The 15,832-nt window shown below is 67.3% G+C and carries 11 protein-coding genes; 6 read left to right on the forward strand and 5 right to left on the reverse strand.

Going from position 1 to position 15,832, the window contains the following annotated elements; all coding sequences use genetic code 11:
• Window positions 1-58 precede the first annotated feature (58 nt).
• The 3 genes from lpdA to aceE are packed head-to-tail and all read right to left on the reverse strand — an operon-like array spanning window position 59 to window position 6,412.
• A complete protein-coding gene (gene lpdA / locus AC1MLT_RS08425) occupies window positions 59-1,918 on the reverse strand; it encodes a dihydrolipoyl dehydrogenase (RefSeq protein ID WP_481031828.1) in 1,860 nt (619 codons plus the stop codon).
• Window positions 1,919-1,937: 19 nt separating this feature from the next.
• Window positions 1,938-3,632 (reverse strand): dihydrolipoyllysine-residue acetyltransferase, encoded by a 1,695-nt coding sequence (gene aceF / locus AC1MLT_RS08430; RefSeq protein ID WP_481031830.1) that lies wholly within the window; start codon window positions 3,630-3,632, stop codon window positions 1,938-1,940.
• Between the two features lie 50 nt (window positions 3,633-3,682).
• Entirely contained in the window at window positions 3,683-6,412 is a 2,730-nt protein-coding gene (gene aceE / locus AC1MLT_RS08435) for a pyruvate dehydrogenase (acetyl-transferring), homodimeric type (protein ID WP_481031832.1), read from the reverse strand.
• Window positions 6,413-6,629: 217 nt separating this feature from the next.
• Between aceE and AC1MLT_RS08440 the strand changes: the two genes are divergently transcribed.
• The 5 genes from AC1MLT_RS08440 to AC1MLT_RS08460 all read left to right on the forward strand — a co-directional run bounded on the left by AC1MLT_RS08440 (window position 6,630) and on the right by AC1MLT_RS08460 (window position 13,577).
• Window positions 6,630-9,170, forward strand: coding sequence for a PAS domain-containing sensor histidine kinase (locus AC1MLT_RS08440; RefSeq protein WP_481031834.1), 2,541 nt, complete (start codon window positions 6,630-6,632; stop codon window positions 9,168-9,170).
• Window positions 9,167-9,802 carry a response regulator transcription factor gene (locus AC1MLT_RS08445; protein ID WP_481031835.1) on the forward strand — a complete coding sequence of 212 codons (636 nt, stop codon included), beginning with the start codon at window positions 9,167-9,169 and terminating at the stop codon, window positions 9,800-9,802. Before AC1MLT_RS08440 ends, AC1MLT_RS08445 begins: the two co-directional genes overlap by 4 nt.
• Window positions 9,803-9,883: 81 nt before the next feature.
• Complete coding sequence (gene folD, locus AC1MLT_RS08450; RefSeq protein WP_481031837.1) at window positions 9,884-10,741, forward strand: bifunctional methylenetetrahydrofolate dehydrogenase/methenyltetrahydrofolate cyclohydrolase FolD; 858 nt, start codon at window positions 9,884-9,886, stop codon at window positions 10,739-10,741.
• A 31-nt stretch (window positions 10,742-10,772) separates the two neighbouring features.
• Window positions 10,773-12,830: a M3 family metallopeptidase gene (locus AC1MLT_RS08455; protein WP_481031839.1), complete on the forward strand. Its 2,058-nt coding sequence runs from the start codon at window positions 10,773-10,775 to the stop codon at window positions 12,828-12,830.
• An 81-nt stretch (window positions 12,831-12,911) separates the two neighbouring features.
• Window positions 12,912-13,577, forward strand: coding sequence for a glutaredoxin domain-containing protein (locus AC1MLT_RS08460; protein WP_481031841.1), 666 nt, complete (start codon window positions 12,912-12,914; stop codon window positions 13,575-13,577).
• A 30-nt stretch (window positions 13,578-13,607) separates the two neighbouring features.
• Here AC1MLT_RS08460 and rpiA read toward each other — a convergent pair whose 3' ends face one another.
• Window positions 13,608-14,306 (reverse strand): ribose-5-phosphate isomerase RpiA, encoded by a 699-nt coding sequence (gene rpiA / locus AC1MLT_RS08465; RefSeq protein WP_481031843.1) that lies wholly within the window; start codon window positions 14,304-14,306, stop codon window positions 13,608-13,610.
• 50 nt (window positions 14,307-14,356) lie between these two features.
• Between rpiA and AC1MLT_RS08470 the strand changes: the two genes are divergently transcribed.
• Entirely contained in the window at window positions 14,357-15,430 is a 1,074-nt protein-coding gene (locus tag AC1MLT_RS08470; RefSeq protein ID WP_481031845.1) for a quinone-dependent dihydroorotate dehydrogenase, read from the forward strand.
• A 51-nt stretch (window positions 15,431-15,481) separates the two neighbouring features.
• Here AC1MLT_RS08470 and AC1MLT_RS08475 read toward each other — a convergent pair whose 3' ends face one another.
• Window positions 15,482-15,793, reverse strand: coding sequence for a glycine zipper domain-containing protein (locus AC1MLT_RS08475; RefSeq protein WP_481031846.1), 312 nt, complete (start codon window positions 15,791-15,793; stop codon window positions 15,482-15,484).
• Between the last annotated feature and the right edge of the window lie 39 nt (window positions 15,794-15,832).

A 15,832-nucleotide genomic window follows, 5' to 3' on the forward strand; every position in this document is an offset into this window, starting at 1 on the left:
CGCACCGGACACGGAGCGACGCCTCGGAGCCGCCGGTTCCGCCGGCGCCCCCGGCCACTCACTTCTTCTTCACCGGCGGCAGGTCGGTGCAACTGCCATGCGCGACCTCCGCCGCCATGCCGATGCTCTCGCCCAGCGTGGGATGCGGATGGATCGTCTTGCCGATGTCGATGGCGTCGGCACCCATCTCGATGGCCAGGGCCACCTCGCCGATCATGTCGCCGGCATGCGTGCCGACGATGCCGCCGCCGACGATGCGATGGCTCTCGTCGAACAGCAGCTTGGTGAAGCCCTCGTCGCGCCCGTTGGCGATGGCCCGGCCCGAGGCGGTCCAGGGGAACAGTCCCTTGGTCACCTTGATGCCTTCGGCCTTGGCCTGGTCCTCGGTCAGGCCGACCCAGGCCACTTCCGGATCGGTATAGGCCACGCTCGGGATCACGCGGGCATTGAAGGCGGCGCTCGCCAGCTCCTTGTTGCCCTGCTGCTCGCCGGCGATCACCTCGGCCGCCACATGCGCCTCGTGCACCGCCTTGTGCGCCAGCATCGGCTGGCCGACGATGTCGCCGATGGCGAAGATGTGGCCGACGTTGGTGCGCATCTGGATGTCGACCGGGATGAAGCCGCGATCGCTCACCGCCACGCCGGCCTTCTCGGCCCCGATCTTCTTGCCGTTCGGGCTGCGGCCGACGGCCTGCAGCACCAGGTCGTACACCTGCGGTTCCTTGGGGGCGTTCTCACCCTCGAACGTCACCTTGATGCCCTCCGGCGTCGCCTCGGCGCCCACCGTCTTGGTCTTGAGCATGATGTTGTCGAAGCGCGGCGCGTTCATCTTCTGCCAGACCTTGACCAGGTCGCGGTCGGCGCCCTGCATCAGGCCATCGAGCATCTCGACCACGTCCAGCCGCGCGCCGAGCGACGAATACACCGAGCCCATCTCCAGGCCGATGATGCCGCCGCCCAGGATCAGCATGCGCTTGGGTTCCACGGCCAGCGCCAGCGCGCCGGTCGAGTCGACCACGCGCGGGTCCTTGGGCATGAACGGCAGGTGCACGGCCTGCGAGCCCGCCGCGATGATGCAGTGGCGGAACTTGACGGTCTGCGCCTTGCCGGTGGTGTCGCGGCCCTCGCCCGAGGTCTCCTGCACCGTGACGTGGTAGGGGTCGACGAATTCGCCGACGCCACGCACCACCGTCACCTTGCGCATCTTGGCCATGGCGGCCAGGCCGCCGGTCAACTTGCCGACGACCTGTTCCTTGCGGCCACGCAGCTTCGCGCGGTCGATCACCGGCTCGCCGAAGTCGACGCCGATGTCGGCGAAATGCTTGACCTCGTCCATGACGGCGGCCACGTGCAGCAGGGCCTTCGAGGGAATGCAGCCGACGTTCAGGCAGACGCCGCCGAGGGTGGCGTAGCGCTCGACCATCACGACCTTGAGGCCGAGGTCGGCGGCGCGGAAGGCGGCGGAATAGCCACCGGGGCCGGCACCGAGCACCAGCACGTCGCATTCGACGTCGACCGGGCCGCCATACGATCCCGCGGGCTGGGGCGCGGCCGGCGCCTGGGCCTGCGCCGCGGCCGCCGGAGCGGGCGCGGGCGCCTGGCTCTCGCCGACCGTGGCCGGCCTGGAGGCCGCATCGTCGGCGGCGGCGGCCGGTGCGGGAGCCGGCGCGCTCGCGCCCACGGCCGCTTCCAGCACCAGCACGACCGACCCCTCCTTGACCTTGTCGCCCACCTTCACGGCCAGCGACTTCACGACGCCCGCGGCGGACGACGGAATCTCCATCGATGCCTTGTCCGATTCCACCGTGATCAGCGACTGCTCGGCCTTGACCGTGTCGCCCACCTTCACCAGCACCTCGATCACCGCGACTTCGTCGAAATCGCCGATGTCCGGCACCTTGATCTGTTGTTCGCTCATCTCGATCGTCCCTTGGTTCTTAGAGCAGGACCCGGCGGAAGTCGGCGAGGACCTGGCCCAGGTAGGCGTTGAAGCGCGCGGCCAGGGCACCGTCGATGACCCGGTGGTCGAACGACAGCGACAGCGGCAGCATCAGGCGCGGGACGAACTGCTTGCCGTCCCACACCGGCTTCATCGCGCCCTTGGACAGGCCGAGGATCGCCACTTCCGGCGCGTTGATGATGGGCGTGAAGTGCGTGCCGCCGATGCCGCCGAGCGAGCTGATGGAGATCGAGCCGCCCTGCATGTCGGCCGCGCCGAGCTTGCCGTCGCGCGCCTTCTTGGCCAGCTCGCCCATCTCGGCGCTGATCTGCATGATGCCCTTCTTGTCGGCGTCCTTGAGGACCGGCACGACCAGCCCGTTGGGCGTGTCGGCGGCGAAGCCGATGTTGAAGTACTGCTTGTAGACCAGCTGGTCGCCGTCGAGGCTGGCGTTGAACTCGGGGAACTTGCGCAGTGCCGAGACCATGGCCTTGATCACGAAGGCCAGCATCGTGACCTTCACGCCCGACTTCTCGTTCTCCTTGTTGGTGGCGACGCGGAAGGCCTCCAGCTCGGTGATGTCGGCTTCGTCGTTGTTGGTGACGTGCGGGATCATCACCCAGTTGCGGTGCAGGTTGGCGCCGCTGATCTTCTTGATGCGCGAGAGGTCCTTGCGCTCGACCGGACCGAACTTCGCGAAGTCGACCTTCGGCCAGGGGATCAGACCCAGCGCGGCGCCATCGCCACCACCCGATGCGGCGGCCGGTGCCTTGGCGCTGACGGCGCGGGTGGTCGTCTGGCCGCTCATGACGGCGCGCGTGAAGCCCTGGATGTCCTCCTGCGTGATGCGGCCCTTGGGACCGGTGCCCTTGACCTCGTCGAGCGGCACGCCCAGTTCGCGCGCGAACTTGCGCACCGACGGCGACGCGTGCGGCAAGCTGCCCGAGGGCGCCACCGTCGGGTTGTGCGCGCCGGGCGCGGGCGCCGACGCGGTGGCCGGAGCCGCCGCCGGGGCGCTGGCCGTCGCCGTTGCGGGTGCGGGCGCCGATGCGGCGGGTGCGGGCGCCGACGCGGCGGGCGCCGGTGCTGGTGCCGCACCGCCGCCCGTGCCTTCCAGCACGGCGATCAGGTCGCCGATGTTCACGGTGTCGCCGACCTTGACCTTCAGTTCCTTGAGCACGCCGGCGCTCGACGACGGGATCTCCATCGACGCCTTGTCCGACTCCACCGTGATCAGCGACTGCTCGGCCTTGACCGTGTCGCCCACCTTCACCAGCAGCTCGATCACCGCGACATCCTTGAAGTCGCCGATGTCGGGCACCTTGACCTCGACCGGACCGCCCGAGGCGGCCGGGGCCGGGGCCGGTGACGCTGCAGCCGGTGCCGGTGCCGGTGCCGGTGCCGGTGCCGGCGCCGGCGCGGCGGCGGCCGGCGCGGGAGCCGCGCTGGCGGCGCCCTCGGCCTCCACGATCAGCACGACCGATCCTTCCTTGACCTTGCCGCCGACCTCGACCTTGATTTCCTTGACGACACCGGCGGTCGACGACGGGATCTCCATCGACGCCTTGTCCGACTCCACCGTGATCAGCGACTGTTCGGCCTTGACCGTGTCGCCCACCTTCACCAGCACCTCGATCACCGCGACTTCATCGAAATCGCCGATGTCCGGCACCTTGACTTCCACTGCTGCCATGTCTGTTGTCTCCCGCCCGTGGGGCGCATCGGTTGTGGGTTGCGCTTGGTTTATGCGTAGAGCGGGTTGACCTTTTCGGCATTGATGCCGTACTTGGCGATCGCCTCGGCGACCTTCGAGGCCGGCAGCACGCCATCCTCGGCCAGCGCCTTGAGCGCGGAGACGACGATGAAATGGCGGTTGATCTCGAAATGCTCGCGCAGCTTGCTGCGGAAGTCGCTGCGACCGAAGCCATCGGTGCCCAGCACCTTGTAGTTGCGGCCCTTGGGGATGTAGGGACGGATCTGCTCGGCGTAGGCCTTCATGTAGTCGGTCGAGGCCACCACCGGACCCTCGCTGGCGGCGAGCTGCTGCGCCACATACGACAGACGCGGTTCGCTCGTCGGGTGCAGCAGGTTCCAGCGGTCGGCATCCTGGCCGTCGCGGGTCAGTTCGTTGAAGCTGGTGCAGCTCCACACCGCCGCGCTCACGCCCCAGTCCTTCTCCAGCAGTTCCTGGGCGAAGAAGCTCTCGCGCAGGATGGTGCCGCTGCCCAGCAGCTGCACGGTCGGAGCCGCCTTCTCGCCCTTGGCGGGCTTGACCACCGTCGCCTGGCGGCACAGGTACATGCCCTTGATGATCTGTTCCTCGGTGCCGGGCTGCAGGCCGGGCATGGGGTAGTTCTCGTTGAGCAGCGTCAGGTAGTAGTAGACGTTGTCCTGCTTCTCCACCATGCGCTTCAAGCCGTGGTGCAGGATCACGCCGACCTCGTGCGCGAACGTCGGGTCGTAGCTCACGCAGTTGGGGATGGTATTGGCCAGGATGTGGCTGTGACCGTCCTCGTGCTGCAGGCCCTCGCCGTTGAGCGTGGTGCGACCCGAGGTGCCACCCAGCAGGAAGCCGCGCGCCTGCATGTCGCCCGCCGCCCAGGCCAGGTCGCCGATGCGCTGGAAGCCGAACATCGAGTAGTAGACGTAGAACGGCACCATGATGCGGTTGTTGGTGCTGTACGAGGTCGCCGCGGCGATCCAGCTGGACATGCCGCCGGCCTCGTTGATGCCTTCCTGCAGGATCTGGCCGGCCTTGTCTTCCTTGTAGTACATGACCTGGTCCTTGTCGACCGGGGTGTACTGCTGGCCGGCGGGGTTGTAGATGCCGATCTGGCGGAACAACCCCTCCATGCCGAAGGTGCGTGCCTCGTCGACCAGGATCGGCACCACGCGCGGGCCCAGGGCCTGGTCGCGCAGCAGCTGCGTCAGGAAGCGCACGTAGGCCTGGGTGGTGGAGATCTCGCGGCCTTCGGCGGTCGGCTCCAGCACCGACTTGAAGGTCTCCAGCGCCGGCACGGTGAAGCTCTCGTCGGCCTTGACGCGGCGATGCGGCAGGTAGCCGCCGAGCGCCTTGCGGCGTTCGTGCAGGTACTTCATCTCCGGCGTGTCGTCGGCCGGCTTGTAGAACGGGATGTCGGCGAGCTGGCTGTCGGGGATCGGGATGTTGAAGCGGTCGCGGAAGATCTTGATGTCCTCGTCGGCCAGCTTCTTGGTCTGGTGGACGTTGTTCTTGCCTTCGCCGATCTTGCCCATGCCGAAGCCCTTGACGGTCTTGACCAGCAGCACCGTCGGCTGACCCTGGTGCTTGACCGCCGCGTCGAAGGCCGCGTAGACCTTCTGGGCATCGTGGCCACCACGGCGCAGGGCCCAGATGTCGTCGTCGCTCATCTTGGAGACCATCTCCAGCGTGCGCGGGTCACGGCCGAAGAAGTTCTTGCGCACGTAGGCGCCGTCGTTGGCCTTGAACGACTGATAGTCACCGTCGTTGGTTTCCATCATCAGCTTGCGCAGCGCGCCTTCCTTGTCGCGCGCCAGCAGCGGATCCCAGCCGGAGCCCCAGATCAGCTTGATGACGTTCCAGCCGGCACCACGGAATTCGCCCTCGAGCTCCTGGATGATCTTGCCGTTGCCGCGCACCGGGCCGTCCAGGCGCTGCAGGTTGCAGTTGATGACGAACACCAGGTTGTCGAGCTTCTCGCGCGCGGCCAGGCCGATCGCTCCCAGCGACTCGACCTCGTCCATCTCGCCGTCGCCGCAGAACACCCAGACCTTGCGGTTCTCGGTGTTGGCGATGCCACGGGCATGCAGGTACTTCAGGAAACGCGCCTGGTAGATCGCCATGAGCGGACCCAGGCCCATCGACACGGTCGGGAACTGCCAGAACTCGGGCATCAGCTTCGGGTGCGGATAGCTGGAGAGTCCCTTGCCGTCGACTTCCTGGCGGAAGTTGAGCAGCTGCTCCTCGGTCAGGCGGCCCTCGAGATAGGCGCGGGCATAGATGCCGGGCGAGACGTGGCCCTGGATGTAGAGGCAATCGCCGCCATGGTTCTCGCTCTCGGCGTGCCAGAAGTGGTTGAAGCCGGCACCGAACATGCTCGCGAGCGAGGCGAAGGAGCCGATGTGGCCGCCCAGGTCACCGCCTTCGGGCGGGTGCAGGCGGTTGGCCTTGACCACCATGGCCATCGCGTTCCAGCGCATGTAGGACCGCAGGCGTTCCTCGATCTCCAGGTTGCCCGGCGAACGCTCCTCCTGATCGGGCTCCAGGGTGTTGATGTAGGCCGTGTTGGCCGAGAACGGCTTGTCGATGCTGTTCTGGCGCGCGTGCTCGAGCAGTTGTTCGAGCAGGAAGTGCGCCCGTTCGGGGCCTTCGCTCTGGATCACTGCGGACAGCGCATCGGTCCATTCACGGGTCTCTTGTGCATCCGCGTCGTTCGCGGCCGAGCCGTGGGTGTTCTCGGGATTTGCCGACATGCTTGTCTCCTGGGGGGTGCGTGGCGAAAAAAATTAAGCGGAAATGTCTCACAGAACCAAGCTGATTTCAAATGGTGTTTTATGTTTTCTTCATGTGAAATTTGGGCGTTATAAGAAATTGCCGAAGACCTGACCGGGACAGGCGGTTGTCAGTCTGAACGGTTTTTCAAAAGGCGTCGTGACCGACACATTAGGGGCTTCCCCTACACTCGGTCGGATGCCCCCTTTCAGCCCGCTAGCCGCTGCCCGAAGCGCCGTGAAGACGTCGCCGCTGTCGTGGTGGCGCCGCTGGTGGCGCCGCCAGACACCGGTGCTCCAGGACGCGGTGGCCATGCTGGCGCCCCTGGCCGCGGTGGTGCTGTTCCTGGCGGCCATCGTGTCCGCCTTCTGGTATCTGCGCGCCGAGGAAGTCGAGCGCGAGCAGGAGTCGGTCAAGCGCGATGTGGAATACGCCCAGCAGCGCCTGCGCCTGCGTCTGCTGGAGCGTCAGGAGCAGCTCATGCGACTGGCGCGCGATGCCTCCAACCGGGAGATCGACGGGCCCGAATTCACCAGCCGGGCGGAATCGCTCATCAGCCAATACCCCGAGCTGCAGGCCCTCAGCTGGATCGACGACCGCCGCCGTTTCAAGGCCAGCCACGCCGCCCCGAGCGTGCATCCCGCGCAGCAGCATCCGCTCGACGAGGTGTTGCGGCCGGGCGAGATCGAGAGCAACTACGCCCTGGCGCGCGAGCTGAGCCAGCCGGTCTATTCGCAGCCGATGAAGAGCGACGACCCCAACAGCATGCTGCAGCTGCACATCCCGCTCTACGAGCAGGGCCTGTTCGCCGGCGTCGTGCTCGGGGAGTTCTCCATCGACAGCCTGCTGCGCTATGGCGTGCCGCCCGAGGTGGCCGCGCGCTATGCCGTCTCGCTGCTCGACGGCAAGGGCGGCATGCTGGCGGGCAACACGGCCAATCCGCGCGAGAGCGGGACGCGCATGCTGCCCTGGGCCGAGCGCATCAACGAATACGAGGTCCCGGTCTCGCCGGTGGGCAACGGCCTGATCCTGCGCGCCCAGGCCTATCGCACGTCCCCGGGCCTGGTGGGCAACGGACTGTTCTGGCTGGTCGGCGCACTGAGCGTGCTCACCGCCTGGATGCTGATCGGCACCTGGCGCCACACCCGGCGCCGGCTGCAGACGCAGCAGGCCCTGGTGGCCGAGACCAACTTCCGCCGCGCGATGGAGAACTCCATGCTGACCGGCATGCGCGTGCTCGATCTCGAGGGCCGCATCACCTATGTCAATGCCGCCTTCTGCGCCATGACGGGCTGGAGCGAGGCCGACCTGGTCGGCAAGAAGCCGCCTTTCCCCTACTGGCTGGAGTCCGAACGCGAGGTCATGAACGAACGGCTGGAGGAGGAGATCCACGGCCGCGCCCTGCCCGGCGGCTTCCAGGTGCGGGTCCGGCGCAAGAACGGCACCGTCTTCAACGCCCGGCTCTATGTCTCGCCACTGATCGACGCCCGCGGCCATCAGGCCGGCTGGATGACCTCGATGACCGACATCACCGAGCCCACCCGCATCCGCGAGCAGCTGTCGGCCTCCTACGAGCGCTTCACGACGGTGCTGGAAGCCCTCGACGCGGCGGTGTCGGTGGCGCCCATCGGCAGCGAGGAGCTGCTGTTCGCCAACAAGCTCTACCGGCTCTGGTTCGGTTCCGACACCATCGGCCACCTGGGCATGGTGGCGCAGGCGGGTGTGCCGGCCTCGGCCGCGCACGACGATGCGCTCGACGACGTCGATCCGTTCGCCGGCCTGCCGATCGACACCCTGACCGCCGCCCAGCCGGCCAACAACGAGATCTTCGTGCCGCAACTGGGCAAGTGGCTGGAGGTGCGCTCGCGCTATCTCACCTGGGTCGACGGCCGGCTCGCTCAGCTCGTCATCGCCACCGACATCACGCCGCGACGCGATGCCGAGGAACTCGCCGCCGCGCAGGCCGACCGGGCGCATGCGTCGAGCCGGCTCATCACGATGGGCGAGATGGCCTCGAGCGTGGCACACGAACTCAACCAGCCGCTGACCGCCATCACCAACTACTGCAACGGGATGATGTCGCGCATCCGCAACCAGCAGATCGACACCGACGCCCTGCTCGCCGCACTCGACAAGACCTCCAAGCAGGCGCAGCGCGCCGGCCAGATCATCCAGCGCATCCGCTCGTTCGTGAAGCGCAGCGAGCCCAATCGCACGCCTTCGGACGTGGCGACGATGGTCAGCGAGGCGGTCGAACTCGCCGGCATCGAATTGCGCCGTCACAACGTGCGGCTCAACCACTATGTCGCGGCGCGGCTGCCGATCGTGCGGGTCGATCCCATCCTGATCGAGCAGGTGCTGGTCAACCTGCTGAAGAACGCGGCCGAGTCGATCGACAACGCCGGCCGGCCGCTGGCGCGGCGCAGCGTCGAACTCCGGGTGCTGCCCAAGACCATCGAGGGCCAGGCGGCGGTCGAGTTCTCGGTCCAGGACACCGGACGCGGTCTGGCGCCCGAGGTCATGGACCGGCTCTACGAGGCCTTCTTCTCCACCAAGCCCGAAGGCATGGGCATCGGCCTGAATCTCTGCCGCACCATCGTCGAGTCCCATCGCGGCCGGATGCAGGCGGAGAACATCTACAATGGTTCGGATGTGGTCGGATGCCGTTTCTCCTTCTGGATTCCGGTGATGGACGCTACGAATTCCATAGCAAACGACGAGGCAAAGGTACCCGCATGAGCTTGATTCCGAAGAAGGGCACGGTCTACGTCGTCGACGATGACGAAGCGGTGCGCGACTCGCTCCAATGGCTGCTCGAGGGCAAGGACTACCGGGTCCGCTGCTTCGATTCCGCCGAGTCCTTTCTCTCCCGCTACGACCCGCGCGAAGTCGCCTGCCTGATCGTCGACATCCGCATGAGCGGCATGTCGGGCATCGAGCTGCAGGACCGCCTGATCGAGCGCCGCTCGCCCCTGCCGATCGTCGTCATCACCGGCCATGGCGATGTGCCGATGGCGGTCGACTCGATGAAGAAGGGCGCCATGGACTTCATCCAGAAGCCCTTCAACGAAGACCAGCTCGTGACGCTGGTCGAGCGCATGCTCGAGCACGCCCGCGATGCTTTCGCCCAGCACCAGCAGTCGGCCAGCCGCGACGCGCTGCTGTCCAAGCTCACCGGCCGCGAGGCGCAGGTGCTCGAACGCATCGTCGCCGGACGCCTGAACAAGCAGATCGCCGACGACCTGGGCATCAGCATCAAGACGGTGGAGGCGCATCGCGCCAACATCATGGAGAAACTCAACGCCAACACCGTCGCCGATCTGCTGAAGATTGCGCTCGGGCAGGTCCAGCCGGCCGTCAAGACCCCTTGATCCCGCTATCGCACGGATAGCGACAACCGTTCAGAACGCCTGCGCAAGCGGGCGTTTCCACTTGGAAAATCGACCCCTCCCATGACAGCCCAATCGATCGACGGCAACGCCCTCTCGCACACCCTGCGCGCCGACGTGGCCGCCCGCGCCGCCGCCCTGAGGGCGCGCGGCACCACGCCCGGCCTGGCCGTGGTGCTGGTTGGCGACAACCCCGCCAGCCAGGTCTACGTGCGCAACAAGGTCAAGGCCTGCGAGGACAACGGCCTGCATTCGGTGCTGGAGAGATATCCGGCCGAGCTTGGCGAGGCCGAGCTGCTCGCGCGCGTCGAGGCCCTCAACGAGGACCCGGCGATCCACGGCATCCTGGTGCAGCTGCCCCTGCCCGCGCACATCGACGCCCAGAAGGTGATCGAGGCGATCGCACCGCACAAGGACGTCGACGGCTTCCACGTCGCGAGTGCCGGCGCGCTGATGACCGGCGCCCCCGGCTTCTGGCCCTGCACGCCGTATGGCTGCATGAAGATGCTCGAATCGATCGGCTACGACCTGCGCGGCAAGCACGCGGTGGTCATCGGTCGCAGCAACATCGTGGGCAAGCCGATGGCCCTGATGCTGCTGGCGAAGAATGCCACCGTCACCATGTGCCACAGCGCCACCGCCGACCTCGGTGCCTTCACGCGCCAGGCCGACGTCGTGGTCGCCGCCGTCGGCAAACGCGACGTGCTGACCGCCGACATGGTCAAGCCCGGCGCCGTCGTCATCGACGTCGGCATGAACCGCAACGAGGCCGGCAAGCTGTGCGGCGATGTGGATTTCGCCGGCGTGCGCGAGGTCGCCGGCTGGATCACGCCGGTGCCCGGCGGCGTCGGCCCCATGACCATCACGATGCTGCTCGTCAACACGCTGGAAGCAGCCGAACGGGCGGCCCAGACGACTTGAACTTGCCGCACCGCGGCGCCAGATGATCTCCATGAACACCATGTCCAATCCGCTTCTCGACTTCACCGACCTGCCGCTCTTCGACCGGATCCGGCCCGAGCACGTCGCGCCCGCCGTCGATGCCCTCCTCGCCGAATCGGAAACCGCGCTGCAGACCGTGACCGCACCGGAGTTCCCGGCGGATTGGCTTGCCATCTCGAAGGTGCTGGACGTCGCCTCCGAGCGTTTCGGGCGCGCCTGGGGCGCCGTCGGACACCTGAACGCCGTGGCCGATACGCCCGAGCTGCGCGCCGCCTACAACGAGGCCATGCCCCGCGTCACCGCGTTCTGGACCCGCCTGGGATCCGACGAACGCCTGTTCGCCAAGTACAAGGCCATCGACCCTTCCGCGCTCAATGCGGAGCAGCGCCAGGCCCATCGCAACGCGGTGCGCAATTTCGTGCTGGGCGGTGCCGATCTGCAGGGTACGGCCAAGGAGCGTTTCGCCGAGATCCAGGAACGGCAGGCCGAGCTGGGTCAGAAGTTCAGCGAGAACTCGCTCGACGCGACCGATGCCTTCGCTTATTACGCCGATGCGAGCGAGCTCGAGGGCCTGCCCGAGGACGTCGTGAACGCCGCCCGCGCCGCTGCCGAGGCCGAGGGCAAGGCCGGCTACAAGCTCACGCTGAAGATGCCCTGCTACCTGCCGGTCATGCAGTTCGCCAGAAGCAGCGCCCTGCGCGAACGGCTCTACCGCGCCTTCGGCACCCGCGCCAGCGACCTGGGCGATCCGGCCTTCGACAACACCGCGCTCATCGGCGAGATCCTCGCGCTGCGCGAGGAGGAAGCGCGGTTGCTGGGTTACCGGAACTTCGGCGAACTCTCGGTCGTGCCCAAGATGGCCGACTCGCCCGAGCAGGTCGTGAAGTTCCTGCGCGACCTGGCCGTCAAGGCCCGCCCCTATGGCGAGCGCGACCTGGTCGACCTGCGTTCCTTCGCGGCCTCGCAGCTGAACCTCGACGATCCGCAGCCCTGGGACTGGAGCTACATCGGCGAGAAGCTGAAGGAAGCGCGCTATGCCTTCAGCGAACAGGAAGTGAAGCCGTATTTCCCGGCACCCAAGGTGATGGCCGGCCTGTTCAAGATCGTCGAGACGCTGTTCGAGGTGTCGATCCGTCGCGACTCGGCACCGGTCTGGCATCCGACCGTGGAGTTCTATCGGATCGAGCGCGAGGGCGAGCTCGTCGGCCAGTTCTATCTCGATCCGTCGGCTCGCCAGGGCAAGCGCGGCGGTGCCTGGATGGACGACGTGCGCGGACGCTGGGTCCGCCCGGACAGCGGGGCCCTGCAGACGCCCGTCGCGCAGCTGGTGTGCAATTTCGCCGAAGGCGTGGGCGGCAAGCCGCCCCTCCTCACGCACGACGACGTGACCACGTTGTTCCACGAGTTCGGCCATGGACTGCATCACATGCTCACCCGCGTGAACGAGCGCGACGTCTCCGGCATCAGTGGCGTCGAGTGGGACGCGGTCGAACTGCCGAGCCAGTTCATGGAGAACTTCTGCTGGGAGTGGGATGTGCTGCGCCACATGACTTCGCATGTCGACACCGGCCTGCCGTTGCCGCGCGAGCTGTTCGACAAGATGACGGCGGCCAAGAACTTCCAGAGCGGCCTGCAGACCCTGCGCCAGATCGAGCTGTCGCTGTTCGACATGCTGCTGCACACCGAGTACCAGGCCGCCACGGCGCCGGCCGGTGGCGTGCTGGCACTGCTGGCCGATGTACGTCGCGAAGTGGCGGTGATGCCATCGCCGCCCTTCAGTCGCACGCCCAACACCTTCAGCCACATCTTCGCGGGCGGCTACGCGGCCGGCTACTACAGCTACAAGTGGGCCGAGGTGCTGAGCGCCGACGCCTATGCGGCCTTCGAGGAGACGGTCGGCGACAACGGCGAGCCGAGCGTCGAGACCGGACGCAAGTACCGTCAGGCCATCCTGGAGGCCGGTGGCAGCCGCAGCGCCATGGAGTCCTTCAAGGCCTTCCGGGGCCGCGAACCCCAGCTCGACGCGCTGCTGCGCCACCAGGGCATGTCCGAGGCACAGCCGGCCTGAGGCGGGGCCGCAGGGAGACGCGGCGCCGGGCGCGCCTGACATACTCGTGCCGTTCTCCACATCACGAAGGCCTTCATTCTCATGATGACTGCTGCTTCATTGGCCCGGACGCTCGGTGGCGTCGTCACGTTGTGGGCGGCAGCCGGACCGGCGCTGGTCCTGGCCCAGCCGATCTACCGCCATCTCGACCGCAATGGCCAGGTCGTGTTCTCGGATCAGCCTCCGGCGGCCGGTGTCCAGCCCCTGGCGCCTTCCGGCGCCTCGGCGCTCGACGGCAGCGCGGTCGGTCTGCCCTATGAGCTGCGGCAGGTCATGCAGCGTTATCCGGTCACGCTTTACACACGCGATGCCTGCGAGCCGTGCGATGCCGGACGGGCCCTGCTCGCCGCGCGCGGCATCCCGTTCGACGAGCGACAGGTCAGGACGGTCGCCGACAGCGATGCCCTGCAGCGGCTGAGCGGGCAGAACGTCCTGCCCTTGCTGTCGATCGGGGCGCAGCAGCTCAAGGGCTTCGCGGACACCGAATGGTCCCAGTATCTCGATGCAGCGGGCTATCCGAGGAGCATCGCGCTGCCGGCTGGCTATCGGCGCCCGGCGGCGCAGCCGCTGGTGGCACTGACGCCGGCCCCAGCAACGCCTGCGGGCTCGCCGGCACGGGATCCGGTGTCGGCATCCGACCTGCCGGCGCCCGCCGTCCCCGTTCCGCGCGGTCCGTCGCCGCAGAACCCGGCGGGCATCCAGTTCTAGCCGGCGCCGGATCGCCGGCCGGCCAGCGCGTCAGGCCGTCTGGTCGAAGCGCAGGGTGCGGACGCCCTCGGGCGTGGCCAGCAGGCAGACATGGGCACGCTGGCGGGCGAAGACGCCCACCGTCACCACGCCCGGCCACTGGTTGACCTCGCTCTCGAAGCCGAGCGGATCGGTGATCCTCAGGCCGGTCACGTCGACGATGTGCTGGCCGTTGTCGGTCACCAGGGCCACGCCCTCCTTCTCGCGCACCTGGGCGATGCCTCCGAGCCGCTCGAACTCGCGCATGATGCGCCGCGCCGCCATGGGAATCACCTCGACCGGCAGCGGGAACCCACCGAGCACCTCGACGCGCTTGGAGGCATCGGCGATGCAGACGAAGGTACGTGACTGGGCGGCGACGATCTTCTCGCGCGTGAGCGCCGCGCCGCCGCCCTTGATCATGAAGCCCCGGCCGTCGATCTCGTCGGCGCCGTCGATGTAGACGGCCAGTTCATCGACCTCGTTGCTGTCGAACACCCGAATGCCGAGCGCCCGCAACCGTTCGGTCGAAGCCTGCGAGCTCGACACCGCGCCTTCGATGTCGTCCTTGATGTCGGCCAGCGCGTCGATGAACTTGTTGACCGTGGAGCCAGTTCCCACGCCGACGATCGCGCCTCTGACGACGTGATCGAGCGCGGCGCGTCCGACCTGCGATTTGAGTTCGTCCTGGGTGAAGCGAGGGGTGGTCATCGGGGAGAATCCTGGGTTGTCTTGAACACATCGAAGCCGGGAATTATCCGATGCCGCTGACCTCGTCCCTCTATGGACTCGCCCGCCCCCTGCTCTTCGGACTCGATCCCGAACATGCTCACGAAATCACGCTCGATGCCCTGCAGCGCAGCCAGAACACGCCACTGGAACATCTCTACCGGGTCCGGCGGGTCGACGATCCGGTCACCCTGGCCGGCCTGACGTTTCCCAATCGGGTCGGACTCGCCGCCGGGCTCGACAAGAACGCGCGCTGCATCGACGCCTTCTCGGCGATGGGCTTCGGTTTCGTGGAGGTCGGCACCGTCACGCCCAAGCCCCAGCAGGGCAATCCGAGACCGCGCATCTTCCGCCTGCCGGAGCGCCATGCGTTGATCAACCGATTGGGCTTCAACAACGACGGGCTCGATGCCTTCCTGGACAACGTCCAGCGCTCGCGCTTCCGCCAGCGGCACGGCGCCGCTGGAGGCCCGCCACCGATGTTGCTGGGCCTGAACATCGGCAAGAACGCCTCGACGCCGATCGAGCGTGCCACCGACGATTACCTGGCCTGCCTGGAAGGCGTCTATCCGCACGCCGACTACGTGACGGTCAATGTCTCCAGCCCGAACACCGCCAACCTGCGCTCGCTGCAGAGCGACGAGGCGCTCGACCGCCTGCTGGAGATCCTGGTGGAACGGCGCGAGCGCCTGGCGCAAGCGCAGTCGCGACGGGTGCCGCTCTTCCTCAAGATCGCACCGGATCTCGTGGCGACGCAGGTCGAGGTCATCGCCGCCGCTCTCCGACGCCACGGCGTCGACGGCGTCGTCGCGACCAACACCACCCTGTCCCGGGAAGCGGTCCAGGGCCTGGCCCATGCGGGCGAGACCGGCGGACTGTCGGGCGCTCCGGTGCGGGAGACGAGCAATCAGGTCATCAGGCAACTGCGCGGTGCGCTCGGAACCGGGTATCCGATCATCGGCGTCGGCGGCATCCTCGATGCCGACGATGCCGTGGCCAAGATCGAGGCGGGAGCCGATGTCGTGCAGATCTATACCGGACTGATCTATCGTGGGCCCGGACTGATCACGCAGACGGCCCAGGCCCTGCGCCGCTCCAAGCCCTGAGCGGCTCATTCGAAGGATTCGAGGCTGCGTCGATCGCGACGCTGGACGTCGTCAGCGTCGCGTCGAGATCAGCAGGCCCACCAGCAGACCGACGGCCATGGCACCCGCAGCGATCTGCCAGGGCTCGTCGTGAGCATAGGCATTGGCCGTGTTGGCGGCTTCCTTCGCCTTCTGGGCCGCTATCTTGGCCTTCTCGGCCGCGAGCTCACGCGCGATCGTGATCTTGGCTTCCAGACGCTGTCGCAGTGCCTTGATCTGGGGATTGGCCGCCAGCTCCGCGTTGCCCAGCACGACCTTGACTTCGCTCGCGATATCCTCGATGACCGCATTGGACGCGGCTTCGAGATTGTTGGCTGCACTCATGGGAGAAACGTTCCTTCAAGCGAAATGCCGGCCGAGCGC

The sequence above is a fragment of the Variovorax sp. PEI5 genome, from assembly GCF_056679935.1.

Excerpts from the sequence above, each read along its gene's own strand:
- lpdA (WP_481031828.1), bottom strand. The coding sequence starts at position 1,918 with ATGAGCGAACAACAGATCAAGGTGCCGGACATCGGCGATTTCGACGAA.
- aceF (WP_481031830.1), bottom strand. The coding sequence starts at position 3,632 with ATGGCAGCAGTGGAAGTCAAGGTGCCGGACATCGGCGATTTCGATGAA.
- aceE (WP_481031832.1), bottom strand. The coding sequence starts at position 6,412 with ATGTCGGCAAATCCCGAGAACACCCACGGCTCGGCCGCGAACGACGCG.
- AC1MLT_RS08440 (WP_481031834.1), top strand. The coding sequence starts at position 6,630 with ATGCCCCCTTTCAGCCCGCTAGCCGCTGCCCGAAGCGCCGTGAAGACG.
- AC1MLT_RS08445 (WP_481031835.1), top strand. The coding sequence starts at position 9,167 with ATGAGCTTGATTCCGAAGAAGGGCACGGTCTACGTCGTCGACGATGAC.
- folD (WP_481031837.1), top strand. The coding sequence starts at position 9,884 with ATGACAGCCCAATCGATCGACGGCAACGCCCTCTCGCACACCCTGCGC.
- AC1MLT_RS08455 (WP_481031839.1), top strand. The coding sequence starts at position 10,773 with ATGAACACCATGTCCAATCCGCTTCTCGACTTCACCGACCTGCCGCTC.
- AC1MLT_RS08460 (WP_481031841.1), top strand. The coding sequence starts at position 12,912 with ATGATGACTGCTGCTTCATTGGCCCGGACGCTCGGTGGCGTCGTCACG.
- rpiA (WP_481031843.1), bottom strand. The coding sequence starts at position 14,306 with ATGACCACCCCTCGCTTCACCCAGGACGAACTCAAATCGCAGGTCGGA.
- AC1MLT_RS08470 (WP_481031845.1), top strand. The coding sequence starts at position 14,357 with ATGCCGCTGACCTCGTCCCTCTATGGACTCGCCCGCCCCCTGCTCTTC.
- AC1MLT_RS08475 (WP_481031846.1), bottom strand. The coding sequence starts at position 15,793 with ATGAGTGCAGCCAACAATCTCGAAGCCGCGTCCAATGCGGTCATCGAG.